General features: G+C 54.4%; 23 protein-coding genes. 13 read left to right on the top strand and 10 right to left on the bottom strand.

Annotated elements, in window-relative coordinates; translation table 11 throughout:
* Positions 1 to 264: 264 nt before the first annotated feature.
* Together ACW9IR_RS17500 and ACW9IR_RS17495 are read left to right on the top strand one after the other, a co-directional pair.
* On the top strand, positions 265 to 1,374 hold the full coding sequence (locus tag ACW9IR_RS17500; protein ID WP_457464405.1) for a hypothetical protein: 1,110 nt from the start codon (positions 265 to 267) through the stop codon (positions 1,372 to 1,374).
* 3 nt (positions 1,375 to 1,377) lie between these two features.
* Complete coding sequence (locus tag ACW9IR_RS17495; RefSeq protein ID WP_457464403.1) at positions 1,378 to 1,947, top strand: LemA family protein; 570 nt, start codon at positions 1,378 to 1,380, stop codon at positions 1,945 to 1,947.
* A gap of 268 nt (positions 1,948 to 2,215) precedes the next feature.
* Here ACW9IR_RS17495 and ACW9IR_RS17490 read toward each other — a convergent pair whose 3' ends face one another.
* Positions 2,216 to 2,575, bottom strand: a complete 360-nt coding sequence (locus tag ACW9IR_RS17490; RefSeq protein WP_457464401.1) for a DUF6124 family protein — start codon at positions 2,573 to 2,575, stop codon at positions 2,216 to 2,218.
* 744 nt (positions 2,576 to 3,319) lie between these two features.
* Between ACW9IR_RS17490 and ACW9IR_RS17485 the strand changes: the two genes are divergently transcribed.
* Together ACW9IR_RS17485 and ACW9IR_RS17480 are read left to right on the top strand one after the other, a co-directional pair.
* Complete coding sequence (locus ACW9IR_RS17485) at positions 3,320 to 4,255, top strand: hypothetical protein (RefSeq protein ID WP_457464399.1); 936 nt, start codon at positions 3,320 to 3,322, stop codon at positions 4,253 to 4,255.
* 69 nt (positions 4,256 to 4,324) lie between these two features.
* Entirely contained in the window at positions 4,325 to 5,497 is a 1,173-nt protein-coding gene (locus ACW9IR_RS17480) for a DUF1508 domain-containing protein (protein WP_457464396.1), read from the top strand.
* A 314-nt stretch (positions 5,498 to 5,811) separates the two neighbouring features.
* Here ACW9IR_RS17480 and ACW9IR_RS17475 read toward each other — a convergent pair whose 3' ends face one another.
* Both ACW9IR_RS17475 and ACW9IR_RS17470 read right to left on the bottom strand, forming a co-directional pair.
* A complete protein-coding gene (locus ACW9IR_RS17475) occupies positions 5,812 to 6,795 on the bottom strand; it encodes a DUF4062 domain-containing protein (RefSeq protein WP_457464394.1) in 984 nt (327 codons plus the stop codon).
* 318 nt (positions 6,796 to 7,113) lie between these two features.
* Complete coding sequence (locus tag ACW9IR_RS17470) at positions 7,114 to 7,545, bottom strand: type II secretion system protein N (protein ID WP_457464392.1); 432 nt, start codon at positions 7,543 to 7,545, stop codon at positions 7,114 to 7,116.
* 120 nt (positions 7,546 to 7,665) lie between these two features.
* Here ACW9IR_RS17470 and gspH point away from each other — a divergent pair, with 120 nt between their 5' ends.
* Complete coding sequence (gene gspH / locus ACW9IR_RS17465; RefSeq protein WP_008087980.1) at positions 7,666 to 8,112, top strand: type II secretion system minor pseudopilin GspH; 447 nt, start codon at positions 7,666 to 7,668, stop codon at positions 8,110 to 8,112.
* A complete protein-coding gene (locus tag ACW9IR_RS17460; RefSeq protein WP_457464390.1) occupies positions 8,109 to 8,717 on the top strand; it encodes a prepilin-type N-terminal cleavage/methylation domain-containing protein in 609 nt (202 codons plus the stop codon). The genes gspH and ACW9IR_RS17460 overlap by 4 nt, the downstream gene beginning before the upstream one ends.
* Positions 8,718 to 8,912: 195 nt before the next feature.
* Here ACW9IR_RS17460 and ACW9IR_RS17455 read toward each other — a convergent pair whose 3' ends face one another.
* The 3 genes from ACW9IR_RS17455 to ACW9IR_RS17445 all read right to left on the bottom strand — a co-directional run bounded on the left by ACW9IR_RS17455 (position 8,913) and on the right by ACW9IR_RS17445 (position 12,283).
* Entirely contained in the window at positions 8,913 to 10,154 is a 1,242-nt protein-coding gene (locus ACW9IR_RS17455) for an MFS transporter (protein WP_177430991.1), read from the bottom strand.
* 111 nt (positions 10,155 to 10,265) lie between these two features.
* Entirely contained in the window at positions 10,266 to 11,126 is an 861-nt protein-coding gene (locus ACW9IR_RS17450; RefSeq protein ID WP_457464388.1) for an SDR family NAD(P)-dependent oxidoreductase, read from the bottom strand.
* Positions 11,123 to 12,283, bottom strand: coding sequence for a metallophosphoesterase (locus ACW9IR_RS17445; protein ID WP_064392944.1), 1,161 nt, complete (start codon positions 12,281 to 12,283; stop codon positions 11,123 to 11,125). The genes ACW9IR_RS17450 and ACW9IR_RS17445 overlap by 4 nt, the downstream gene beginning before the upstream one ends.
* Before the next feature lie 128 nt (positions 12,284 to 12,411).
* Between ACW9IR_RS17445 and ACW9IR_RS17440 the strand changes: the two genes are divergently transcribed.
* Positions 12,412 to 13,332, top strand: a complete 921-nt coding sequence (locus ACW9IR_RS17440) for a LysR family transcriptional regulator (RefSeq protein ID WP_110721248.1) — start codon at positions 12,412 to 12,414, stop codon at positions 13,330 to 13,332.
* Positions 13,333 to 14,024: 692 nt separating this feature from the next.
* Here ACW9IR_RS17440 and ACW9IR_RS17435 read toward each other — a convergent pair.
* From ACW9IR_RS17435 to ACW9IR_RS17425, 3 genes are read right to left on the bottom strand one after another with little or no spacing between them, the layout of a single operon-like run.
* The gene (locus ACW9IR_RS17435) at positions 14,025 to 14,963 is read right to left on the bottom strand and encodes a FecR family protein (protein WP_457464385.1); all 939 of its coding nucleotides are present in this window, start codon (positions 14,961 to 14,963) and stop codon (positions 14,025 to 14,027) included.
* A gap of 31 nt (positions 14,964 to 14,994) precedes the next feature.
* Positions 14,995 to 15,546: an RNA polymerase sigma factor gene (locus tag ACW9IR_RS17430; RefSeq protein WP_007913935.1), complete on the bottom strand. Its 552-nt coding sequence runs from the start codon at positions 15,544 to 15,546 to the stop codon at positions 14,995 to 14,997.
* Positions 15,543 to 16,208, bottom strand: coding sequence for a secretin and TonB N-terminal domain-containing protein (locus ACW9IR_RS17425; RefSeq protein WP_457464407.1), 666 nt, complete (start codon positions 16,206 to 16,208; stop codon positions 15,543 to 15,545). The genes ACW9IR_RS17430 and ACW9IR_RS17425 overlap by 4 nt, the downstream gene beginning before the upstream one ends.
* 207 nt (positions 16,209 to 16,415) lie before the next feature.
* Between ACW9IR_RS17425 and ACW9IR_RS17420 the strand changes: the two genes are divergently transcribed.
* Positions 16,416 to 16,730, top strand: a complete 315-nt coding sequence (locus tag ACW9IR_RS17420; RefSeq protein WP_103307406.1) for a hypothetical protein — start codon at positions 16,416 to 16,418, stop codon at positions 16,728 to 16,730.
* 129 nt (positions 16,731 to 16,859) lie between these two features.
* Here ACW9IR_RS17420 and ACW9IR_RS17415 read toward each other — a convergent pair whose 3' ends face one another.
* Positions 16,860 to 17,300, bottom strand: a complete 441-nt coding sequence (locus tag ACW9IR_RS17415) for a carboxymuconolactone decarboxylase family protein (protein ID WP_102902193.1) — start codon at positions 17,298 to 17,300, stop codon at positions 16,860 to 16,862.
* Between the two features lie 310 nt (positions 17,301 to 17,610).
* Between ACW9IR_RS17415 and pdxR the strand changes: the two genes are divergently transcribed.
* The 5 genes from pdxR to ACW9IR_RS17390 all read left to right on the top strand — a co-directional run bounded on the left by pdxR (position 17,611) and on the right by ACW9IR_RS17390 (position 22,698).
* Positions 17,611 to 19,044: a MocR-like pyridoxine biosynthesis transcription factor PdxR gene (gene pdxR / locus ACW9IR_RS17410; RefSeq protein WP_102902192.1), complete on the top strand. Its 1,434-nt coding sequence runs from the start codon at positions 17,611 to 17,613 to the stop codon at positions 19,042 to 19,044.
* A 123-nt stretch (positions 19,045 to 19,167) separates the two neighbouring features.
* A complete protein-coding gene (locus ACW9IR_RS17405) occupies positions 19,168 to 19,461 on the top strand; it encodes a putative quinol monooxygenase (protein WP_016984406.1) in 294 nt (97 codons plus the stop codon).
* 236 nt (positions 19,462 to 19,697) lie between these two features.
* On the top strand, positions 19,698 to 20,102 hold the full coding sequence (locus ACW9IR_RS17400; protein ID WP_457464382.1) for a cupin domain-containing protein: 405 nt from the start codon (positions 19,698 to 19,700) through the stop codon (positions 20,100 to 20,102).
* Between the two features lie 217 nt (positions 20,103 to 20,319).
* Positions 20,320 to 21,033 carry an ATPase gene (locus ACW9IR_RS17395; protein WP_102902190.1) on the top strand — a complete coding sequence of 238 codons (714 nt, stop codon included), beginning with the start codon at positions 20,320 to 20,322 and terminating at the stop codon, positions 21,031 to 21,033.
* Positions 21,034 to 21,399: 366 nt separating this feature from the next.
* Positions 21,400 to 22,698, top strand: coding sequence for an NHL repeat-containing protein (locus ACW9IR_RS17390; protein ID WP_110721231.1), 1,299 nt, complete (start codon positions 21,400 to 21,402; stop codon positions 22,696 to 22,698).
* Positions 22,699 to 22,754: the final 56 nt, after the last annotated feature.

Here is a 22,754-nt window from a genome sequence, read left to right as displayed (position 1 = left end):
CTTCACCAAAACCATAATCACCAAAATCTTCCAGGTCGACGTACCCCGCAAGACAACTCGGTCGGCCCCCTCTCCCTCCGGGAGAGGGCTGGGGTGAGGGTAGCTTTTGCCCTTCAGACTGAAACAGGCGAGAAGCCATCATTGCCATGACAATGGTATCGTCCCCTCCTTTTTCAAATTTCTGACAGATTATGATTAGCGCCAAATCCTCAATCCAGGCCGCTGCTCCCGCACCAGGCACCCCTGAATCAATGGATACCTGACATGGCCAACCCATCGCAGAACGCGAGATTTAACGAGTTGCTGGCTGTAAACGAAGCCAGTATTGACAGCGCTGAATCCAAAGCCGACCTATTGAAGGTGATCCACGAGTTCGCCTCGTACGATGGCCCGCTCGAATTTGATCGCACACGCGCATGGTGGTTTTTCGGTACCGGCGTGTTCTTGATTGCGAGCATAGTGGTCTCTCCTGTGTATGCGAACACTTATATCGTCGCTTCTCTTTTTTACCGTCTGCAAATTGACCCCGTCTTGTTCGCCGTGGTCATGGGTGTGCTCGGTATCGTGACAACCGGTGGGAGTCTGCAATGGATGAGTTCCAAAGCTGATCGCTTGCCTTCGCTCAGCCGCAGAATTGCTGAACTGTCATCCTGGTTCCACAACGAATTGATTTTCCTCGAAGAAGATTCGGACTGGACCCTCGACGAGCTGGATGCGCAATTTAGTGATTACAGCCGGGGCAACTACAGCCGCGAGTTGGTCGAATCGATAGAAGGTGTATTTACCGGCACGCTGCGCGAAATCCCTTACAAGTACTACCAGTTGCACTACGTCAACAAACAAACAGTGCAAGTCACGGTAACCGACAAAGACGGAAAAACCAGAAAGGAGACGCGAGTGGTGTATGACCACCACGACCGATACAGTCTGATCATCGACTTTCCATGGGTCACCGGGATATCCGTCAGATCTGATGACCAATCAGAGAACGACTATCCGTGGCCCATGGACACGGCTTCACCGGATTTCAATAAAGCGTTCTGTTTGACCGGTAGCAGCGAGATACTTTGTGCGAAGTTCATCAAACCTGCGACGGTGCTCCACTTGCTGAAGCTATTCGGCATCCTCAATCGTCCGAACCTGGAGTTCTCCGACGAGGGCCAACTCTGCCTCAGCTTCGCCAGCAAAGACCTGCTCGCGTTCCGAGCCGAGTATTCGCTGGCATCACCCAAGGAGTTTTACGCAGAGATTGATGCAGGTGTCGATCTGCCGCGCCTGATGTCTGTGCTCCAATGGAGCCATGCACTCACTGAACTGCACGATGACAACTTTACCTTGACCGCCACTCCCCCAAAAAAACGCAAAGAGAAGTAAGCCATGGACATTGCACTCATCCTCTCCGCTGTTATCGCCGTCGTCATCATCTTAGTGGGCGTGGGCATCTACAACGACATCATCGGGGGACACAACTCAGTACAACGTGCATGGTCGGACGTCCTCGTTTACGAACGCCAGAAGACCAAGGTGCTCGATCAGCTTCAAAATGTGCTCGCCGACTTCATGGTCTTTGAGGCCAGCCTCCTCGAAAAAATCACCGGCCTGCGCAGCGCGGTCCACGCCCTGCCTGCTGGAGCGGACGGCCATGCCCTCACCAAAGTTGAAACCGCCTCGAGGGAACTGATGGGTGGCCTGCGCATCGCTTTCGAGGCCTACCCTGACCTGAAAGCATCGGAAGCGGCGAACAACATGATGCGTGAAATTGCCGAACAACAAGAGAACGTCGGCGCAGCCATCACCATCTACAACCGCAACGTCGAACTGTTCAACAACACCGTCGAAATGTTCCCCGGCTCGGTCGTCAATGGCCTGTTCAACAAGAAAACTCGCGTTACGCCATTCACCGATACCGAAGCTTCGCAGAGTTTCTCTTACACCCCGAATATCTAACCTGTGTTAAGCATCGAACCATCACCCGTGAGGGTGGTGGTCGATCACCTCCCTCCTTGAATAGATCCGCCGCTGATTTTTCCAGGCGCAATGCCGAAAGCAGCAACAAACCACATGAAGACGGCGCAGAAAAGTAACCGACCCGCTCCCACAGATCTCACCGCCGAACACAACATCTGCAATCAGCACAAAACCCTGTGGGAGCGAGGCTGCTCGCGAAAGCGTCAGAATGAACACCCGATCAAACCAGGTGATCCCGACACCCGCATCACTCCGGCAATTGCAAATTATCCAGCGCCCGATTCACCGCCAACTCCCCGAGCATGATCAACTGCGCAATCCCCGCCAGCGCCTGACGCTGCGATGCCGGCAACAGGCTGGAGACGTTCTGGGCGATGGTTTTGGCCGAAGCGAGTGTTGCACTGGCATCGACCAGCAGTTCTTCGGTTTTGTTGTCCGCCGTCACGGCGTACATCCCACGGTTTTTACGTGGGGGCGGCGTGGAACCGGGTGGGCAGAGGTAATGGTCGAGCGCGCGGTCGGCGGCTTCGTGGAGTTTTTGGGAATCGATGGATTCGTAGGGGGAAACCGAGGCGGTTTCGGGCGGGTTGGGTGTTGGTTTGATCATGGTAAAGCTCCTTGATGACTGGAGCCGCCACCGTTCGCGGTCAAACAAACAGGGTGGCAGCTGTACGCGGGTTGACCGACCGGACATCAAGGAATCCGGCACACCCGAAGGTGTCCCACGCACAGCCACCGCGACATGATTTCAGACAATGCCTGAACACGTGCAGAACGCTGGCGCGCCTTGATGTTGGGCGGACGGTCAAATCCGATCGCTGATGCGTCAGCGACCGCACCACAATAGAACCCGCCCCCAAGGCGCACAAGCCGGCGGATTCTGGCGTAGCTGTAGGCAAAGGCGCAAGGATGTGTAGCCTGGGAGAGTGTTTGGAAATGTCTTTTTAAACATTGGTGTTTATCGAGACCTCATTGCATCACATCTCATTGAATAGATCCGTCCCCTTATCCCTTTGACTTTGGTTCTACGACTACCCTTCTTCCCGTGCAATAGCTTTCAGGATGAGTACCCCACGGACGTTGTCATCACTGCACGAAACCTACCGATGATTACATTTCAGGTGCTTGATCGTTTTTAGCGCCTGGAATCGGCATTGGATAGATGTACGCCCAAGATGCCTCCACGAAAAGCAACCGGTAGACAAGATGATGGCAATTGGGTAGCTTCTTGCCATCCACATACAAAGTACAAGGCTGAAGTGAAAAGCGTGACCGTTGAAATTAATAAAATTTAAACTTGGCGCCTGAAGAAATACCGCGCTAGTTATTTTAACTTATAAGGATATATACCATGAAAAAGCGCCGTATCGATCAATTCAATTTGTGGCCACAGACATTGACGTCTGATGCTGAAGAAAAATTTAAGATCCGGCTCGGCAACACAGAGCTATCGGAGTTATTTTTCCCATATGAACTTCCCAACACGAGCGATAAACACCTACATATTTGTGTTTCCTACATGCTGGATGCTTTAGATAGTTTACCGCTCAGACCGGATCACGCATTCGATTGGATTTGGCGAAGCTTTGAATACTTGACGTCGCAGGCGATTGGAGGCCAAGGCAACATTACCAATGAGCTCAGAAATATTGTTTGCCCCGCTATCGACGGACTCTTCTTATTGGAGAAAGATGTTTCAGATGCCTTTTTTGAATTGACTGAAAACATTCCTTTTCAAACATGCGAGTATCTACTGAAGAGAATATGTGAATCTGGCCCATACAGCTACACGACCAGCAATCAAATTCAATTATCTAGCTACGCTAAACGTCTGCTTTTTTCGAATGGTAATCCACCAGTTATCAGCACCTCACTCCAGACCATTTTGGAGTTTTTATCGACAAATTATGATTACAAAAACATGAAAGACCGCCGTAATGGAGCGTCCCTAATACGCAGAATTATCAGACTTGAGAGAGTGTCATTGCAATCCTCATTCGTTCAACTAACTAAATCCGAGGTTCTGTTTTTTTTAGTTAGTGGCCTCGGCTATGCGTTTCGAAACGATCGCGCCCATGCAAAATCCATCGCGCCTTTTCGAAGTAGTGCTGCGTCGATCACTACCTACGCGCACTGTTGGTTTATGTTTTTATTGTTCTATAAGATAACCTTTGCCCTGCTCCACACGCCGAACTCACCAATAGTTTTAACTGGCCCCCTAGCAGTCAACTTCAGAAAAAACAACACCGCCTACTCTCGCCTATTTGGCGACCACCTTAACAACTAAAACATGTAGCATTAATATCCCCCTCACAGACTACGCCTCACTAAAACAATCAAAAACAAAGGAGAACACATGGGCAGGTACGAGATAAAAAAATCCAGCAACGGCAATTATTACTACACCTTGAAGGCGCCAAACCACGAGACAGTCGTAGTTGGCGAACAACTAACAAATTATAATGACGTAAAGTCAGCAATCCAACAATCCATGTCCAGTTCCAGCCGAGCGGATAAAATCATAAAAAGACTATCCAGTAGTGGCAAGCCATATTTTAATTTAGTGGCTGAAAATGGAGCCATTCTTGGTTCCAGCCAGTTATATTCAAGCGATGCTTCTTTAGAGCGTGGAATCGAATCTATTAGGAAGTACGGAACCTCCGATGCGCTTGTCGTCGATGTGCTGGGGGGTTCAAGAGTTGCACAGAAAATCGGTAGTGTAAGAACCTATATAACTGCTATCGAATCTCTACCTCAAGATTCAGGGGCAGTGATTTTTTTCAGAGGTCATGGTGATGCCTCGTACAAACTACTACCAAGCTTATATAGAAATTCTGGATGGATTAGAAATGAGCATGTGATATTTCAGGAGCTAGTTTTACGCTGCCCGAATGATTTTCAACTTTCCGGCCCGACATTCAACACTTTAGTAAAAATGCAACATTACGCACTCCCAACGCGATTACTGGACATTACAACAAACCCACTAATCGCGTTATATTTTTCATGCGTTGATGGCGGCTCCACTGATGCCGAGGTCGTCGTATTTAAAATTCCAAAAAAAGAGATAAGATATTATGACAGCGACCGAGTTAGTTTAATCTCGAACATTGGTCGCCTTCCGCAGCATACTCGCTTTCCTTTAGGTCTTAACCAAAATGATTTCAACTCTGACGACGACGTAATAAAGCTCGTTAGAGAAATACAAAGAGAGAAACCTTATTTTGTGGCAAGAGTCAACCCCATAGATATCTCTTCAGTAGTCTGCGTTAAACCAGTACTTGATAACCCCAGAATAATAAAACAGGATGGAGCCTTTCTTCTCTTTGGAGTTGATGGAGAGAAAAGTAAGCCCTCCGCAGTACCTGAGGAATATTTGCTAACAAGCGATGAGTTCAGAATAATTATTCGGGGAGGCGACAAAATTAAGATCCTAGAACAACTTGAATCCCTAGGAATAACCAGATCTACTATTTACCCAGAAATCGAACATGTAGCAGGATATCTAAAAGACAGATACAAAGATTAAATACGCCTTAAAAACCAACACTCTTCACTCTTATTATTGAAAAGATTTATCATTCAGCCCATACCATCCAATACGAGATTTTTTGCTCCTAGAATTTTCCGAAAAGCATCTAACCTCATTCAGAAACACTTCAAACAGGCTGCACTCCCCATCAGCTACTGAGTATTTCTACAACTCATACTTCTGTTTAAATTGTCCGCTTTGTACTTGTCTACCGGACTGAGAGGCAGCAGACACTCAGGACGATCTACTTCTAGCTGAAAGCAAACACAAACTCCAAAAAAAGGAGAAAGAATTATTTTTCAAAAAACAGATCAGCCCCCTTCATTCGTAACGGTCTTTAGTTTTGATTTTTCAAGATACGCCAAGAACTTTAACCCCAGGGGAGTTACGTAGCAACGGCGATACTGAACCCCTGCAACTTTCTCGTTATCAACCAGTCCGTGAATTTGCAGCTTCGGGCTTATATTGAAAAAAACAAAGCGATGATAGTCGGACATTCCCGCTCTATTAGTAACGCCTGTTATAAGAGCATCTTTCGCTACATCTAATGCTTTCAGCAAGGTAATTTCAACATCTTCACCTCCCTCCACAAGATCTTTTGGTAAATTGATATTTGTTTTTGACAAGGCATCTTTCAGTTCGTCAAATTTAGGGAAGTCTTCTTTGTTGGGGGCCGGGATGGTAGCCAAGCGATGTTCAAGCTGACTAATCTTCTCTTTTAGATCGGTATTCTCGCTAGATAGTTTGTTTATCTCTTCCATCAATGGCTTGGAATCCACTATTTCATTTCCAGACACCCAGCCTGATAGCTCTCTATTTGTTGAGTAATCCGCAAGTGTCTCATGCACACAAAGCTTAATATCTTTCACATCCTCAAAAAATGAAGAGATACGACTAAGAACCTTTGTACGAAAAAGCGTTAGCTCTTTTGGATTTACCTTCTCGGAAAACCCGGTACCATAAGCGCGTATTTTGGCCTCAAGAGCATCATCTTTAATGACAACCGCAAACATCGGTTTATTCTGAGATGCCGCGTAATCGAACTCAAGCTCTGTATAGCTAACATTTGATATAGGTTCTACGGCACCATATCTTCCCCCGAGAATGAGCATGTACACATCAGATTCATCAATCCATGAATTAATAGTATCTAGCTGTGATCGATCGCCCGCTGTAAAAAGCTCCATCCCTGCTGGGATATGCCCAGCTTTTAAAATAGCACTCACCGCCGCTTGACGCTCTTCAATTAAATCGAGATAAGTGCTAGATATAAAAACTTGTAATTTGCGTTTCATTCAGCCACCAAAAGGCATTCCCTTGAGCGCTGAAAATATCCAAACGGAACTCTAATGTCCATCAGTATTTACCTTTATAGACTGGTCTGAGAGCAGGCCTTTGACTCGTTTTCACATTGAAATTAGTGGACGACTTTGGCCAGGAGCACCCCTTAGGTAAAAGTCAGCATCTGGCCCGATATCGGGCATTTACGCGATTACCTGCTTCGGGCCTTATGCAACAACGAGCCCCCCTTGCTTGTCCGCTTCCTTTTTTTGCAGCGGCGCTTGAACTGGTCTCGATTAAACAGCAGAAATAACTAATTTCGACCTTCCAAATCACGGCCTCACCAACCTAGGCAACACCACCCCCTCCGCCAACCTCTCCACCCCCAACCTCACCCTCTCCCCACCCTGCTCAATCACCACCCCATCCCCCTCCACCGCCACCAACCTCACCCCAGGCCCCACCTTCTCCCCCTGCAAAAAACTCCTCGGCGGCCCATCGTTCAGGCTCAGTATCGCCACCGCCCCCCGACTCCCCGCCATCACCCCGCTCACCTTGATATCCATCGGCGCCGTTTGATTGGAAAACCACTGCAACGCCGGGCTATCACTGCGCGCTACCAGCAATTGCGGGGCCGCTGCCGGGGTGTGTGATTCGGCGGAGGTCAGCAGCAGCGACGACCATGTCGCCACGCCTACCAGCGCGGCGAGCAGTGCGAGTGCCTGAACCATTTGGGGTGGGGAAAAGCGTGCGGTGAAGGTCATGGGTTGAATCTCCTTTTTATCCCTGCTGTCAGCCTACGCGGCAATTCTCTCCGTTTTATTTCACACGCCTTACATGTTGGCCGTGCACGATGGCGCAGGACGCAAAGGAGCGCGCGCACGATGAACAGGCAACAGGGTTTTACGCTGATCGAGTTGATGGTGGTGCTGGTGATCATCGGCATCGCCAGTGCGGCGATCAGCTTGAGTATCAAGCCCGATCCTTTGCAGTTGCTGCGCAAGGATGCCGAGCGTGTGGCGCAGTTGCTGCAGGTGGCGCAGGCGGAGGCGCGGGCGGATGGTCGGCCGATTGTGTGGGTGAGTGATGCCAAGGGGTTTCGCTTTAGTCGGCGCAGTGACAGTGGCAAGGGGTTTGATCATTTCGCGCAGGATCCGCAGTTGCGGCCGCGTGCCTGGCAGAGTCCGAAGATGGAGGTGCGGGTGGAGCCGAAACAGAGGGTTGTGCTGAACGCTGAGTGGATTAATCCGCCGCTGCAATTGACGTTGTCGGATGGGTTGAATCGCTTGAGTGTGCTGCGTGATGGCAGTGGAAGGATCAGCCTGCAATGAAGCGCCAGCAAGGGTTTACGTTGATTGAGGTGATGGTCGCGATTCTGTTGATGGCGGTGGTGAGTCTGATTGCCTGGCGGGGGCTGGACAGTGTGACGCGGGCGGACAGTCATTTGCAGGCCAGCAGTGAGCAGAGTGACGGTTTGTTGCGGGCGCTGAATCAGTTGCAGGGGGATGTGGAGATGCGCGCGGGGGTTGAGTTGACCGAGCCGAGGAAGGTTGGGGTGGATGATGAGCCGCCGAGCGCCCCGCCCGCTTTGACTGTGCGCAGTAGCGACAGTAAGGGGTTTCGGCTGGACATTATTCGTACGGCGGCGGATCAGCCGGGGGCGTTGCAGCGGGTGCGGTGGTGGGTCAAGGGCGACACTTTGTACCGCGCGGTGGCCCCGGCGCGCAGTCAATATCCACTGCCCGCGCCAACGGCTGGGGTGGCGGTGTTGAACGAAGTCAGCGATGCGCAAGTACGCGTTTGGGAAATCGATAAAGGCTGGCGACAACTGAGCGGCAACCGGCAGGAGGATCCACAAGGGCTGGAGATTCGGTTGACTCGGCAGACGCCACAGGGGGTGGAGAAATATCGGCAGGTGATTGGCCCACTTAATTGAGCCGTTCCGCCTACGGCAACTTCAACGAGATCTGTGCTCATCAGGACAAACTGCCCGGCTGTCAGGCCGCCATCGCTGGTAAACCAGTTCGCTGTGCGTCAGATAGTTGAATGGTCATCTGTGGCTTTACCGTGAATCAATCTCCTGTTCGGACGATGGCTCGACGCAATGGACTCACCGCATAAGATCCGGCCTTCACGTTGACGATGTTGCAGCGCTGGTCGCCATGGAACGCTTTTCAACACCAATCGAAACAGCGAAAAACATGATGCCGAGAACGGCCAGGCCTGCGCCAACCCAGCCCGTTGATGCCCAGCCGAGTCCGCCGGCAATGGCGAGGCCACCAAGCGAGGCACCGACCGCGTTGGATATGTTGAATGCGCTGTGGTTGAGGGCCGCGGCAAGTGTTTGAGCTTCACCGGCAACATTCATCAGACGTACCTGGAGTGCGGGTACCAGTGCGAAGCCGCATCCGATTAAAAACAGTACAGCCAGAGTGCCGATCCCAGAGGATGCGAAAACGGAGAAGCCCGCCAGGAACACCGCGTTCCAGATCATGATGTAGAAGATCGCAGGAACCAGCGCGCGGTCAGCCAGCCAGCCGCCAATCAGGTTGCCAACAATCATGCCTATGCCCCAGACCGCCAAGACCATTGGCACCTGGCCGGATGTAAAACCAGTCACTTCAGTCAAGGTCGGGGTAATGTAGCTATACACCGAAAACATCCCGCCGAAACCGATTGAAGCTGTAGCCAGCGTTAGCCAAAGCTGAGGCTTTTTGAGACCAGCGAGTTCGGATTTCGGACTCGCAGACTCGTCGCGGGGGATGGTCGGGATAAATATCCAAAACAGAACGATGGCAATGACTCCACCCGCAGCGAGCAGCGCAAACGCGCCCCGCCATCCGAAGAGCTGACCGATCCACGTGGCAGTTGGAACACCTACGACATTGGCCGCCGCCAATCCCGCCATAACATAGCCGGCAGCTTGAGCTTTTCGATTTTCAGCGACCATGGTCGCGGCAACCAGGCAGGCGACACCGTAGTAAGCGCCATGCGGCAGACCGGCCAGGAAACGCGCACCTAGCAAAGTTGCATGATTCCAGGCGACGGCGCTTGCCCCATATCCAATCGCAAAAAGCGCAAGTAATGCGATCAATAGAGCCTTGCGAGGGCAGCGTGCGGCGAGGATTGCAATGAGCGGCGCGCCGACCACAACGCCAAGGGCGTAGGCCGTGATGTAACCGCCTGCAACCGGTATGGAAACGTGCGTGCTCGACGCCAGACCGGGAAGCAAACTCATGGACGCAAACTCACCCGTACCGATGAATAGGCCGCCGAGGCCAAGTATGGCGATGGCCGTGCCTGTGCCGTGTGGGACGTCAATGGCCGGACGGGACTGTGAAGTGCTCGTATCGATACTGGATTGACTGGTCATGAACAATGCCTCCGATGAAGCGATACCGAAGGCACGCTTTAAAAATGCAACGCAGTGGCACCTGTCTGGATGAGGTGCCAAGAATGGGCTTACCGGGTCGTAGTCGCCGGCCTACTTGTGGACGATATCCGCGATGTAATCGGTGAATTCATCTGCGTAATCTTCGTGCCAGCGAGAAAGCGCTGGACGGTTCTGGATCATGTCATCTGCTGCCCACTGCATGCGGCGCTGATCCAGTTCCCAGCTGGCTTCGTTGTCTTCACAGAAAATATAGAAGTCGCCCTCAGCCATTTTCTCGACCATGCGATCTGCGACTTGATCGGCTGTCCATGGACTGTCCGGCTTTTGCGTATCACGGGTCATACCTGGGAAATTCATAGGTGTGAACGTGTATCCAGGTATCAGAAGGTGAGCGGTTACACGGTCACCCACCTTCTCGCGTAGCTCATGGGCTAACTGCTCGGTAAGGACTTTGACCGCAGCTTTTGAAAGCGAGTACGCCGCGTTTCCAGGACGAGTAGTGATGCCTTCCTTCGAGCCAAGGTTGACGATGGCGGCTGCGCCGCTTTGGGAAAACATCGTATCTACGAAAAGCTGCTGTAGCGTCAACACACTCCAGAAATTGATTTCCATCAACATTCGCCATTGGGCCAGGCCTTCCCATGGCCCCGACCCCGTGTTGATGGCTGCGTTATTCACCAGTAGGGATACTTCACCGAATTCACATGACCTTTCGTAGAGATGGTGAAGATCGCTTTCGGACGTGACATCGCCCTTGATCACCAGCAGGTTCACGTCAGGAAATTGATTGCGTAATGTCTTGATCGCAACGTCCAATGCAGACGCATCGCGCTCAAAAAGAACGACGTTCATTCCCTCGCTGGCAACCCGCCGCGCAATGGCGTAACCAATGCCAACTGCAGCCCCGGTAATGACCGCAACGGCACCGCTACGAATGGCTGGATGATTCACAAGAATGTTCTCCTGACTGGATGTTCGTTAAGCGTCGGACTGGCCCGCAGGACAATCTCAGTAATTTCGGCGGGCACACCGAGGCGGATTGGAAAACCGTTCCACAAGGCAGTGCCATTGCTGACGTAAAGCCTCATCTTGCCGACGTCATAATGGCCGGAGATAAAACCCTGATTGGCATATCCGGCTACCAAGTCCAAGCCGGTGATCATGCCCCCATGGGTGTGTCCGGACAGTTGCAAACCGACGCTAGCAGCCGCCGAATCCGGTGCACCTTGGGGGCGATGTTTTAGAAGAATCGTGGGCACATCTTTTGGAGCGCCGGCGAGGGCTTCAGCCAAGTCCGGGCCTTTATGGCCATAAGCTGGAGCAGCCTCGTCAGTTACGCCTGCGACGATTAACTGGTCTGCGCCTTTACGCAGGATGACGTGCTCATTCACCAGAACCTGCATGCCCAAACGCTTGAACTCCGCGATCCATTGGTCTGCGTCGAAGTAGTATTCGTGGTTGCCAGGAATGGCAATTACACCCAGTGGAGCAGTGAGCTTGCTCAGCGGTGCGACGTCGTTCTTACGAGCTTCGACGGTGCCGTCTATGAGATCACCGGTGATCAGAATGGCATCGGCATTCAGTGCATTGGCGCGAGACACGACTCCTTCAACCCAATCAGCCTGGAATAGGCGGCTGATGTGCAAGTCAGTCAACTGGACGATCCGTAAGCCATCCAGTGATCGAGGCAGGTGCTGCACCGTTACTTCAACGCGATGAACGCCAGGCACCTGCACTGCTTGATAAACACCCACGGCTGAAAGCAGGAGCGCTGCTAGTGCGATTGCGGAACGGAGTCGTCCATCAAACACGTCTTTCATAACCACCGTGCGCCTGATCGCAAGGGCTGCACAGATCAAATCGGTGACCAGCGTCAGCACCATCACCAGTACAAACGCACAGAACAGCCAGCCTGCAACCAAGACCGCTGCACGAGGCACCTCAGGGGAAAACATCGTTCCGTAAACGGCGATGAGAATAAGGTGGTACTTCGAAATGATGAGCAGCCCTACCGCCAACAGCGCACGCCAACCACGACCGACAGGTAGCGGGACGATGAAGCGCCAAAGAACATAGAGGTAAGCAACGGTCAGGTAGATATGGAACACAGTACGGACACCACCCTTAGGGTTGACGAAGCGATCGTTGAGTGAAATTAATAGTAACCGAGATGAATCGCGCAATTGATTAGCGAGATTGCATCAGCCTTTGAATTCAGCTCAACCATGGATACGTCATGCCTGTACTGCCTACCGCACGGCTTTCTCGTGCAGACCTCGCCGATCTGAATTCCTTTCTCGCCGTTGAAAGGATGCGAAGCTTTACCCATGCGGCGGTCGAACTCGGTATCACGACCTCAGCGCTGAGTCATGCCATCCGCAATCTGGAAAGTCGGCTCGGCGTTCGGCTGCTGAATCGGACGAGCAGGACGGTGTCTCCAACCGACGCAGGAGCCGCGCTTGCAAAGCGATTGACCGTGGGTTTTACCGAGATAAGCGGCGCTCTGGCAGCGCTGGATCGCCACAGAGACAGACCTTCCGGCCGACTTCGGCTCAACGTCTTGGCTGACGGCGCACGCCTACTGTTCACGAAGTTTCTTCCGTTATTTCTGGAGGCCTATCCTGAGGTCTCAGTAGAAGTCGCAGTTGACGACAGGATGGTGGACATCGTTTCGGCAGGCTTCGACGCCGGCATCCGTTTCGGCAACACGATTCCCGAAGACTACATTGCCGTGCGACTTAGCGAAGAGTTGCGATGGGTAGCGGTGGCCTCGCCTAGATACCTGAACGCTAATGCTCGTATCGTGATTCCCGAGGACTTGAAGAACCACAACTGCATCCAGATTCGAACGGGTAACGGTGTCATCTACCGGTGGGATTTTGAAAAGGATGGCGACCATCAGGCCATCGATGTTCCTGGACAGCTATGCGTGAACGAAACCACTTTCGGAATTGAGATGGCACTAGCCGATCGAGGCATCACCTACTGCCTCGAAGAACGTGTCAGTGCTTACCTCGCTCGCGGCGAGCTACAAATTGTGCTCCCGGACTGGGCTCCCATCGAACCCGCATTTTATATTTACTACCCTGGACGTCGACAAATGCCGCCAGGTCTTCGAGAGCTGGTAGATCTGTTTCGGGCTAACCTGTCCTCCTGACCAGATTATCGAAGGCCGCGTCCATCACGCTGAATGACGACAGCCCCCAAGAGAGATGGGCTGGCTGGCTGGCCGCCATCGCTGGCAAGCCAGCTCCCGCAGGTATTCGGGGCAGGCAGTTGGGGATTGGTTAGCTGTTAGGCCGTCATCGCGAGCAGGCTCGCTCCTACAGGGATTGGGTGAGGTCAGTGGGGGATTGGTTGGTTGGCAGGCCGCCTTCGCGAGCAGGCTCGCTCCCACAGTGGGAATGGGTGGAGTCAGTTGGGGATAGGTTGGCTGGCAGGCCCCTTCGCGAGCAAGCTCGCTCCCACAGTTTTTAATGTGCGTACAACCCAAGCGGCAAAGCCGCCCCACTCAACAGGATGAGCGTTAGCTCAGCTGCAGCTTTTGATCTTGATCTTGATCCACGGGCGACGTCGGAAGGCTGAGTGGAGGGATTCATCCGGGGGTGGGAGCGCAGCGACCGTTTGGCGCAGCCAAATGCATCGAGAGGAGGTGCAGCGAAGCAAACCGTAGGCGATGAGCCCGGATGGATCCCGGAGCGAAGGAACCCCGAGCTTTAGCGAGCGGGCCGGACGTAGGAGCAAGCGTTTTTGGTTACTTTTGAGGCGTTTGTCAAAAGTGACCCGCCGTAAGGGCGGAACCCTAAGCCGCCGTTACCGCAGCAACGGATATGTACCCAATCAAACCCACTAGCTCAAAACAACGACGCCACCCGGCAGCTCAGTGCATTTGACGCCATAAGCATCCCGAATCAGCAATGCAACGCCAGCAAGTTGATCAAGGCTAAAGCGTGCCTGCACCCGCCGCTGCCCAAGCTCACGATTAAGCAGCAACAACATCCCCGGCCGATACCGATTGATCTCGTCGATCATCTGACTCAGGGTAGCGCCGTTAAACACCAACACTTGCTGACGCCAATTCATCACCGCCGCCGTGTCGACGCTCTGCACACTGCCAACCTGCCGCGCGTCGTAAGTCACCTGCTGCCCCGACTCAAGACGCAGACTACGCCCCTCAACATCCACTTCAACCGCGCCATCAAGACAGGTCACGCAAACTTGCTGATCCGTGTTACGCAAGTTGAACCGCCCCTGACTGGCACGCAACCACCCTCCCCCAGCCTGCATCGCCAACGGCAAGCGCGCGGTCTGCACTTCAACTTCACCACTGACCAGCTCAAAACCCTGCACACCGTCAGACACTGCACGCTGATTGATCCGCGTCTGAGTATTCAGCTCCAGGCTCACACCCTGCGCCGGTTCGAAACGACGCTGCTGGCCAACTTCAGTGATGTAGTCCGCGCCCAGCCCTTCAAAACCACCGGGAATCGTCCCGCGCACCAGCAAAAACGCCGCCGACGCAGCAATCGCCCCACCGAGAAAAGCACGTCGACCAAACCCACGCGGCGCCTGCATTTGCTCCACGGCCGGTTGCAGTTGCTGCCACAACCGCTTGGCATCTTCGAACGCGCGGGCATGCTCGGCACTCCGGGCGCACCATTCGCGCAGGGCTCGGGCGTCGGCCACGGTGGCGCGGCCGGAGGTCAGCAGGACCAGCCAGTCGCGGGCTTCGCTGTGCAGATTGTCGGCCGCCGATGGCTCGGCAGGTGTCAGTCGAAAGATGTTCAAACGCGCAGATTCTCAACGAATTGATCGGGCACTATTCAGAAGACGGTTTTCCGGCCCCGCGACCGAACCGCTGAAACACTTTTCTTTCCAGTTTTGCGGCGCAGAAGCCCAGTGCGGCTTTGATTTCCTTCTCGACCATGCGCGTAGAAATGCCGAAACGTTGCGAGATTTCCAGATGCGGCGCCTCTTCCAGACGCGCCGCGATGAAGATCTTCCGGCGCCGTGCGGGCAGCTCGTACAACGCACTGAGCAGCGACTGGATTTCCTTCTGCCCGCCCACTACTCGCGCCGGGTCGAGGGCTTCGTCGCCGATTTGCAGCAGTTCCTCGACTTCCTCGCCGGTGAGCAGGCGCGCGTCGGCTTGGCGGCGGTCGGCGGCGATGTTCAGGGCCATGCGATAGAGGTAGGCGTTGGGACGCAGGACGTTCGGCGGCGTCTCCATGCGGTCGACGCGCAGGTAGGTTTCGTGCAGCACGTCGTTGGCCAGATCTTCCGAACCGAGACGCCTGCGCAGACGCACCCGAAAGTCCTCGTAGGACGTCAGGAACAGTTGGACCATCGAACCTTGTCCGGTGTCTTTCATCCCCCGGAAACTCCTTCCCATTTGGTGCATTCCATGCGTTTTCCTGACGACTCCGGTAACAACAGCAACGTGACCGGCTGACGCAAGGCGCTGGGCGTCGGCCGGTCGATTTTGAGGTTGCGAAAACTTTCCACCAGCGCGTTGTCGCGCCGTACATCACCGGTCGAAGTGACCAACCGGTTGTGCTGCACCAAGCCGTCGCGGCCGACCCAGACCTGCAACACCGCGCGATAACTGCCCGGCCGGGTCAGCGGCGAGCGGCACAGGTTGCGTTCGATCGCCGCTTGCACTGCCGTGGCGTAACTGCGGTTGACCGCGACGCTTTCCGGCGTCTGTTTTTGCGCCGGCGCCGGTACGTCTTCGACCTGCGCCACTTGCAACGTAAATGCATCGTCGCGGGCGTAACGCGCCATCAATCCGCTGCCACCCAACAACCGACGCAGGGCATCGGCGGCGGTGTATTCACCGTCCACCGCCAACGAGCGACGACCGCGACTCAACTGACTGTCGACCAGCACCGCAACGCCAGTGGCGTGGCTGTACTGATCCAGCGCGCGGGCCAGATCCTGTGCCGGAATGTGCAGCGTCATCCGCAGGTCCGCCGGCACCGCATCGGCCATGGCATGGCCCGCCGCACAGCCAAGCAGCCACCCCAGACACATCCGGCGCACAAGCCTCGTTGAACGCTGAAAACCGTCCGTGGAATTGCCTCGCTGCACGGCTGACGAATCCTTGGAAATCGTCATCCTGAGGGCTGTTTATGAATCTGGTGTGACGGGCGGTGCAAAAAAACCATCACGGGAATTGCGCACGGCTTGCACTAGACTCAAGCCATAGCGCGGCCCCTTTGGGCCGGCCAGGAGGCGAGCATGAAAACACTGTGGCGATTGAGCCTTGGCGGGCTGTTGTTGATGGCGCTGTCGAGCGCCTATGCCGAGCAGCCGTTGGGCTGTGTCGAGGTGACTGTCGGTGGCTACAAGGCGCCGAATTACGATTGTCTGAGCCAGCAGATGGGCAACAACCCGGAAGGCGCTGCGGCGGCGGAGAAGAATCAGGAGGCGCTGAATGTGCCGGTGAATAAGCGGCCGCCGAATCAGGTTGGCCTCGCGACACCTGCCGCGACCAGCACGCGGATGGGCAATACCTTTGGCACCTCGGTGAAACCACAACGCCCACCGCAATGATTTTGATCTTGATCGTTCCCACGCTCCGCGTGGGAATGCAGCCCGGGACGCTCCGCGCCCCATCCGGAGCCGAACGCGGAGCGTCCGTTGAGGCATTCCCCCGCAGAGCGTGGGAACGATCATGGGTGTTCAGTCGCTTGGGGTTTGGCGGAAGCTCACCGCGAGGCGATTCCAACTGTTGATGGTGGTCACGGCCATGGTCAGGTCGACCAGTTCGCCTTCGCTGAATTGCTCGCGCGCCTGCTGATACACCTCATCAGGCACACGGCTCTCCGCCAACAACGTCACCGCCTCCGCCCAACCCAGCGCCGCACGCTCGCGCGGGTTGAAGAAGTTGCTGTCGCGCCACACCGCGATCGCATACAAACGCCGATCACTCTCCCCGGCCCGCCGCGCATCCACCGAGTGCATGTCGGTGCAGAACGCGCAGCCATTGAGCTGTGAGGCGCGGATCCGGATCAGTTGCAGCAGCGGCTGTTCGATGCTGAGGTTGGCAGTCAGCGCCTCCATGGCAATCATCGCTTTCATCGCTTTGGGCGAAGCGTTGTAGTAATCCAGGCGCGGGGACATGGGCGGTTCTCGGTGGACGGAATAATGACTTCACCGTAAACGCCGACAGCGTTGCATTACAGCCCCAATTTGTCGAATTGTGGGTACACCACTGAATCGCGGATCCACCGATACCTGTGGGAGCGAGCTTGCTCGCGAAAGCGCCAATCCAGACACCCAATTCGGCGACTGATACACCGCATTCGCGAGCAAGCTCGCTCCCACAGGGGATCTAGGCCAATTTCGGGTTTTTCGGGTAGGCAACTATTGCCGATCCCGCAACAGCGGTAATCTGGCGGGCACGCCTAATAGCCCCGGGAGCCTCGTCGGTATGGAACTTCACGTCGTGATCAACGGCCGCAAGGATCTCGCCGGTCAGTTGTATCAGCAGTTGCGCGGCGCCATTGAATCCGGGCGCCTCGCCGCTGGCACGCAATTGCCGCCCAGCCGTCTGCTCGCCGAGCAACTGGGCATCTCGCGCAAGACCATCTCCGACACCTACGCACAACTGACCTACGAAAACTTCCTCACCGGGGTGATCGGCAAGGGCACCTACGTCAACGCGCGTCCGGCGCAAATCCAGCGCAAGCAAAGCCACAGCGAACTGGCCAGTGCCGAAGTGATCGAGAGCTGGCGCAATCTGCCGGTGTTCCTGCGTCACCCGACGCTGGAAGGTTCGTTGCGCTACGACTTCATCGGTGGCGCCACCAGCAAGGGTCAGTTTCCGCAGGATGACTGGCGCCGCTGCGTTGCCCACGCGATGCGCCAGATGAGCCAGTCCAAGGGCTTCTACAGTGTCGCCGAAGGCCTGCCGGCGCTGCGCAATGCGATTGCCCGGCACATCGCGTTCTCACGGGGGATCAACTGTCAGGATGAAGACATCGTCGTGTGCAATGGCGCGCAACAAGCGCTGGACCTGATCACCCGCGTGTTGATTCGCCCCGGCAGTCTGGTGGCGATGGAAGATCCCGGTTATCCGCCGGCACGCCTGCTGTTCGGCACCCATGGCGCCGAGGTGGTCGGAGTGCCGGTGGACGCTGAAGGGATTGTCGTTGAGCAGATTCCCGACGGCACGCGACTGATTTATGTAACGCCATCGCATCAGTTTCCGCTAGGCATGCCGATGAGCCACGCGCGTCGCGAAGCCTTGCTGGCTCGCGCTCATGAGTTGGGGGCGATCATCATCGAGGACGACTATGACAGCGAATTCCGCTACGAAGGCCGGCCGACCGATTCGCTGTTCAATCTCGACCAGCGCGGCATCGTCGCTTACGTCGGCACGTTCTCGAAAACCCTGCTCCCGGAGCTGCGTTTGGGTTATGCAATCCTGCCGCCAGCGATTCTCGAAGCGGTGATCCGCGCCAAGCAACTCACCGATCTGCACGCTTCGACCCTGCCGCAATGGGCGTTGGCCAAGTTCATCGCCGAGGGCTGCCTGCTCAAGCACATCCGCCGCTGTCATGCGATCTACGCGCAGCGCCGCGAGCGGATTCTGGCGCGCATGGCCACTGATCTGGCGCCATGGCTGGAGGCGGTACCGGCCAGCGCCGGGTTTCATATGGCGGTGTTCTGCAAGGTGCCGATCGACTTGCCGCTGGTGATCGAACTGGCGAAAAAGGTCGAAGTCGGGCTGTACTCGATCAATGGTTTCTATCATCAGCAACCCGCGAAAAATGGCCTGTACTTCGGCTTCGGCGCCATCGAAACCCTGGACATTGATATTGCCCTGGATCGCCTGCGCGACATCCTTCAGCAGGTCGCCTGAGCGATTGGCCTAAAGATTTAACCGCCGATTGGTTATTGGTGTTCCGGGGGTGCAGGCCTATCCTGCACAGGCGTTATCCCTCAATGAGCAGGATTCGTCCGGCCTGATTCAGGAGTGTGAGCAATGTCCAACGAAGTGATCAATACGGTCCAGGTGCAGGCTGCGGCCGGCCGCTCGGATGAGCTGGGCAGGCAACTGCAGAAGATCGTTGAAACCCTGCGCGAAACGCCGGGCTGCGATTCCTACCTGGTCGACCGCTGCCCCGAGGACAGCCACCGCTGGACGGTCAGTGCCCGTTGGCAGTCGGAAGCGGCGATGCAGGCGCATTTCAACCGACCTGAGGCGCAGGGGTTTATTGACCTGATCGATAGTCGGCTGGCCAATAGTGTGGATTTCAACAGCTTTCCTATCGTCTGATCTGGCCTCTTCGCGAGCAGGCTCGCTCCCACAGGGTTATTTGTTGTTCACAAAATAGGTGAGCAACCGCAAAACCTGTGGGAGCGAGCTTGCTCGCGAAGGCGTATTACGCCACACCAATAGCCTTTCTGACACGCCGGCAATTGGTCACCCAATCTTCCCAAATATTGGCCGTTTGAATGCGCCACCCTGCGGACTACTGTGATTACACCCCCGATCATCACAGGTAACCCGCCATGAAAACCCTGCCCTTCTTCGCCGTCGCCCTCACCCTGAGCCTCTGTACCTCGGCCGCTTTCGCCCATGACCCATCGGAAAAAGTCACCGTCCTGCAAGACCAGATGCTGAAAAACGCCCCCGGCAAAAAAGCCATGATGATCGAAGTCGACTACAAACCCGGCCAGTCCTCCATCGCCCATAAACACGACGGCACCGCCATGGCTTATGTGCTGGAAGGTGAAGTGATTTCCCAGGTCAAAGGTGAACAGCCGATCACCTACAAAAAGGGTCAGTTCTGGTACGAGCCGGCCGGCTCCGAACATTTGGTCTCGAAAAATGCCAGCAAAACCAAACCGGCGAAGTTACTGGTGTTCATGGTCCTGGCCCCGGATGAGCAAGTGTTGATCCCGCTGAAAAACTGATGGCTGTTTAATCAGCCATAAATAAACAGGCGCAAATCGACGATTGGCGCCGTTTTATTTCCCGAGGCAATTAGCTGTTATGCGTTAAAGCGAATCAGACTATTGGTCGTCTTTTATTACAGCAAATTGTCAGCTTGGCGGGTTTAGTCTGAATTAACTGTCGTCGCCGACAGCATTTCAAACTTTCCGACTGATGTTGTTTCACGGGAGAAACACCATGAAACTTGCGTTCACCAGTGTACTGGCGATATCGGTTTTAGCTCTGTCAGCCTGTTCGGTACCTACCGCGCCCCAAGCCGTTTCCTCACTGGACACAATGCTCCCCCATCCCACCGGCCGCAGCAGCGCCACACAAGTGAAAAGCGGTCCCGGCGTGTCGCTCGGCGTGGTCTACAGCCCGAGCACCCAGACCAACCGCGAATACTTGCGCGACTATCAGGCCAACGCCGGCACCGGTTTCGGCCAGAGCCTGCTGGTGCAGCCGATTCATGACGCCTACGTCGCCAGTTCGAAACCGGACATGGCGGTGGAATGGGTGAATGCCTCGCTGCAACGTCAGTTCGGCTCGGTGACGGTGTATCCGGACATGCAAAGCCTGCATGCGGCCAGACCGGATGTGGTAGCGATCGTTGATACCCATAGCCAACTGATCACCTCACGTAGCTCGGATATCAAAGCCGATGTCAGTGCCGATTTTTATGATGCGCGGTTGAATTACATCGGTACGGCGAAAGGTTCGGATGCACGGGAATTGACGCCTGTTTGGGCGGACTTCAAGCGTTCGGAAGAGATTGTTGCGGATATTAATCAGCAGCAGGATGTGCAAGTTCGGGCGTTGCAGAAGTTTGACCAGTCGCTCAATAATTTAGTCGCCAGACCTGCGGATAAAGTGTCGATGCTAAATAGTAAACACGGTCAGAAGTTATATTGAATGTAAGGGCCCTTTCGCGAGCAGGCTCCCTCCCACATTTGAAATGCATTCCACCTGTGGGAGCGAGCCTGCTCGCGATGGCGCCGGAACAGCCAGCACAACCCCCTCAGACATAAAAAAGCCCCGGCATCTCACGACACCGGGGCTTTCTCGTTCAACCACTGCCCAAGCCGAGTAAAACTCGGCATTGGCAGCAAAGGCGAGATACCGCGCCCTCGAACTTCACACATATGCTCATCTGTCTACTGTCAACCCTGACAGTAGACCGTCTCGCCAAATTCGCTTCCAATAATCTGACTGTATTGATCTCTCGATCCCAGGTCGGTTATCGGCGTATGCAGAAACCACAGGTTTGAGGAGCAGGCAATGTCTAACATTATCAATAGCGCCAACGTGGAAGCTCTCGACCCGAATTTCGGATCTGATGAATCAGGCGTGAGTTGGTTAAAATATCCGGATGGCACCAATGGATTTGTGTGGGGCATCACCGTCGCGCCGGATAACAAACTGTTGATCGCAGGCAGAGCTGGAAAACGTTTCTCAATCGTGCGCCTGAAGACTGATGGTCGACAAGATCCCGATTTCGGTGATCAAGGAAGTGTCGTTGGTGAGTTCGCAGTCGGCGATCTATCAACGGGCATGAGTGTTCGCGTACTCAAAGACGAGACAATACTGCTTGAAGGGTGGTTCGAGTACGATCCTTCGACCCCACCGCGGCGTGGTTTGGCTCTTTTTGACGATAAAGGATTGCCCGTCAAGGCATTTGGAAACGATGGGGTACTGATCGTTGATCCCATCTCGACACCCGCCTACCGATTGTCCAAAGAAGAGATCGCCAATAAAGACGCATCGACGTCCCGCGAAGGTGGACACTCCATTGAGTTGCCCGACGGCAAGCTGATGATTATCAGCAATCATCTATATAGCTTCAGCGACAATATCGGTTTATTAATCAGGCTGGAAAAGAACGGTTCGCTGGACATGGATTTTCATGGAAAAGGCTATGTCGCTGTCCAGTATCTTGCTAATTACACAACGGCTACCTCACTGATAAGGCTCCAGGACGGATCGTTTGCCGTTGGTGGAAGCACTGCCGTGGATGGCAAAATGATGCCGATGGTTGCTCGCTTCAATGCACAGGGTGAGATCATTAAAGAGTTCGGCAACAAAGGCTTCGTTGTGATTGAAACTGATCAGCATCGTGGCGGTACAAGTCAACTTATAGAATTACCTGACGGCAATATCCTGGGTGTCGGTAGCACATCGTCACACGCGATTCAAAGTGGCCTATTGTTTTGTATCGATAACAAAGGCGCATTGGTCTCTTCCTTTAATCAAGGCGAGCCATTGATTACCTCATATCCACGGGCGCCGATGGGTATTCAATGGCATCAAGGTACCCTGCGACAGGGCAAGCACATAATGGTTATCGCCGACACCTTAGGAGAGGAAAACTCAAAAACGATCATTGCCAAGTTCGACTTGGACGGTGTTCAAGACATCAATTTTGCAGATAACGGTTTTTTGACCATTAATCTAACTGATGTTCTCGATTTAGGCGTATCCATAGCCACCCAAAATGATCAGATTATCGGGGCTGGCACTTCCTTGCCTCATGCCGATGGCGTACGCGGTTTCGCCTTTCGTTGTTCGGAACTGGTGTAAATAAGAACAATGAAAAAGCCCCGCCTCTTCCGAGAGCGGGGCTTTTTCATTCAACC

This window comes from Pseudomonas sp. SDT291_1_S447, assembly GCF_054070155.1.
Note: the sequence above shows the minus strand (reverse complement) of the source record. Positions and strands in the feature narration are given on the sequence as shown.

What these genes read in the sequence shown, in the direction of transcription:
- ACW9IR_RS17500 (WP_457464405.1), top strand. Translation starts at nt 265, where the DNA reads ATGGCCAACCCATCGCAGAACGCGAGATTTAACGAGTTGCTGGCTGTA.
- ACW9IR_RS17495 (WP_457464403.1), top strand. Translation starts at nt 1,378, where the DNA reads ATGGACATTGCACTCATCCTCTCCGCTGTTATCGCCGTCGTCATCATC.
- ACW9IR_RS17490 (WP_457464401.1), bottom strand. Translation starts at nt 2,575, where the DNA reads ATGATCAAACCAACACCCAACCCGCCCGAAACCGCCTCGGTTTCCCCC.
- ACW9IR_RS17485 (WP_457464399.1), top strand. Translation starts at nt 3,320, where the DNA reads ATGAAAAAGCGCCGTATCGATCAATTCAATTTGTGGCCACAGACATTG.
- ACW9IR_RS17480 (WP_457464396.1), top strand. Translation starts at nt 4,325, where the DNA reads ATGGGCAGGTACGAGATAAAAAAATCCAGCAACGGCAATTATTACTAC.
- ACW9IR_RS17475 (WP_457464394.1), bottom strand. Translation starts at nt 6,795, where the DNA reads ATGAAACGCAAATTACAAGTTTTTATATCTAGCACTTATCTCGATTTA.
- ACW9IR_RS17470 (WP_457464392.1), bottom strand. Translation starts at nt 7,545, where the DNA reads ATGACCTTCACCGCACGCTTTTCCCCACCCCAAATGGTTCAGGCACTC.
- gspH (WP_008087980.1), top strand. Translation starts at nt 7,666, where the DNA reads ATGAACAGGCAACAGGGTTTTACGCTGATCGAGTTGATGGTGGTGCTG.
- ACW9IR_RS17460 (WP_457464390.1), top strand. Translation starts at nt 8,109, where the DNA reads ATGAAGCGCCAGCAAGGGTTTACGTTGATTGAGGTGATGGTCGCGATT.
- ACW9IR_RS17455 (WP_177430991.1), bottom strand. Translation starts at nt 10,154, where the DNA reads ATGACCAGTCAATCCAGTATCGATACGAGCACTTCACAGTCCCGTCCG.
- ACW9IR_RS17440 (WP_110721248.1), top strand. Translation starts at nt 12,412, where the DNA reads ATGCCTGTACTGCCTACCGCACGGCTTTCTCGTGCAGACCTCGCCGAT.
- ACW9IR_RS17430 (WP_007913935.1), bottom strand. Translation starts at nt 15,546, where the DNA reads ATGAAAGACACCGGACAAGGTTCGATGGTCCAACTGTTCCTGACGTCC.
- ACW9IR_RS17425 (WP_457464407.1), bottom strand. Translation starts at nt 16,208, where the DNA reads ATGTGTCTGGGGTGGCTGCTTGGCTGTGCGGCGGGCCATGCCATGGCC.
- ACW9IR_RS17420 (WP_103307406.1), top strand. Translation starts at nt 16,416, where the DNA reads ATGAAAACACTGTGGCGATTGAGCCTTGGCGGGCTGTTGTTGATGGCG.
- ACW9IR_RS17415 (WP_102902193.1), bottom strand. Translation starts at nt 17,300, where the DNA reads ATGTCCCCGCGCCTGGATTACTACAACGCTTCGCCCAAAGCGATGAAA.
- pdxR (WP_102902192.1), top strand. Translation starts at nt 17,611, where the DNA reads ATGGAACTTCACGTCGTGATCAACGGCCGCAAGGATCTCGCCGGTCAG.
- ACW9IR_RS17405 (WP_016984406.1), top strand. Translation starts at nt 19,168, where the DNA reads ATGTCCAACGAAGTGATCAATACGGTCCAGGTGCAGGCTGCGGCCGGC.
- ACW9IR_RS17400 (WP_457464382.1), top strand. Translation starts at nt 19,698, where the DNA reads ATGAAAACCCTGCCCTTCTTCGCCGTCGCCCTCACCCTGAGCCTCTGT.
- ACW9IR_RS17395 (WP_102902190.1), top strand. Translation starts at nt 20,320, where the DNA reads ATGAAACTTGCGTTCACCAGTGTACTGGCGATATCGGTTTTAGCTCTG.
- ACW9IR_RS17390 (WP_110721231.1), top strand. Translation starts at nt 21,400, where the DNA reads ATGTCTAACATTATCAATAGCGCCAACGTGGAAGCTCTCGACCCGAAT.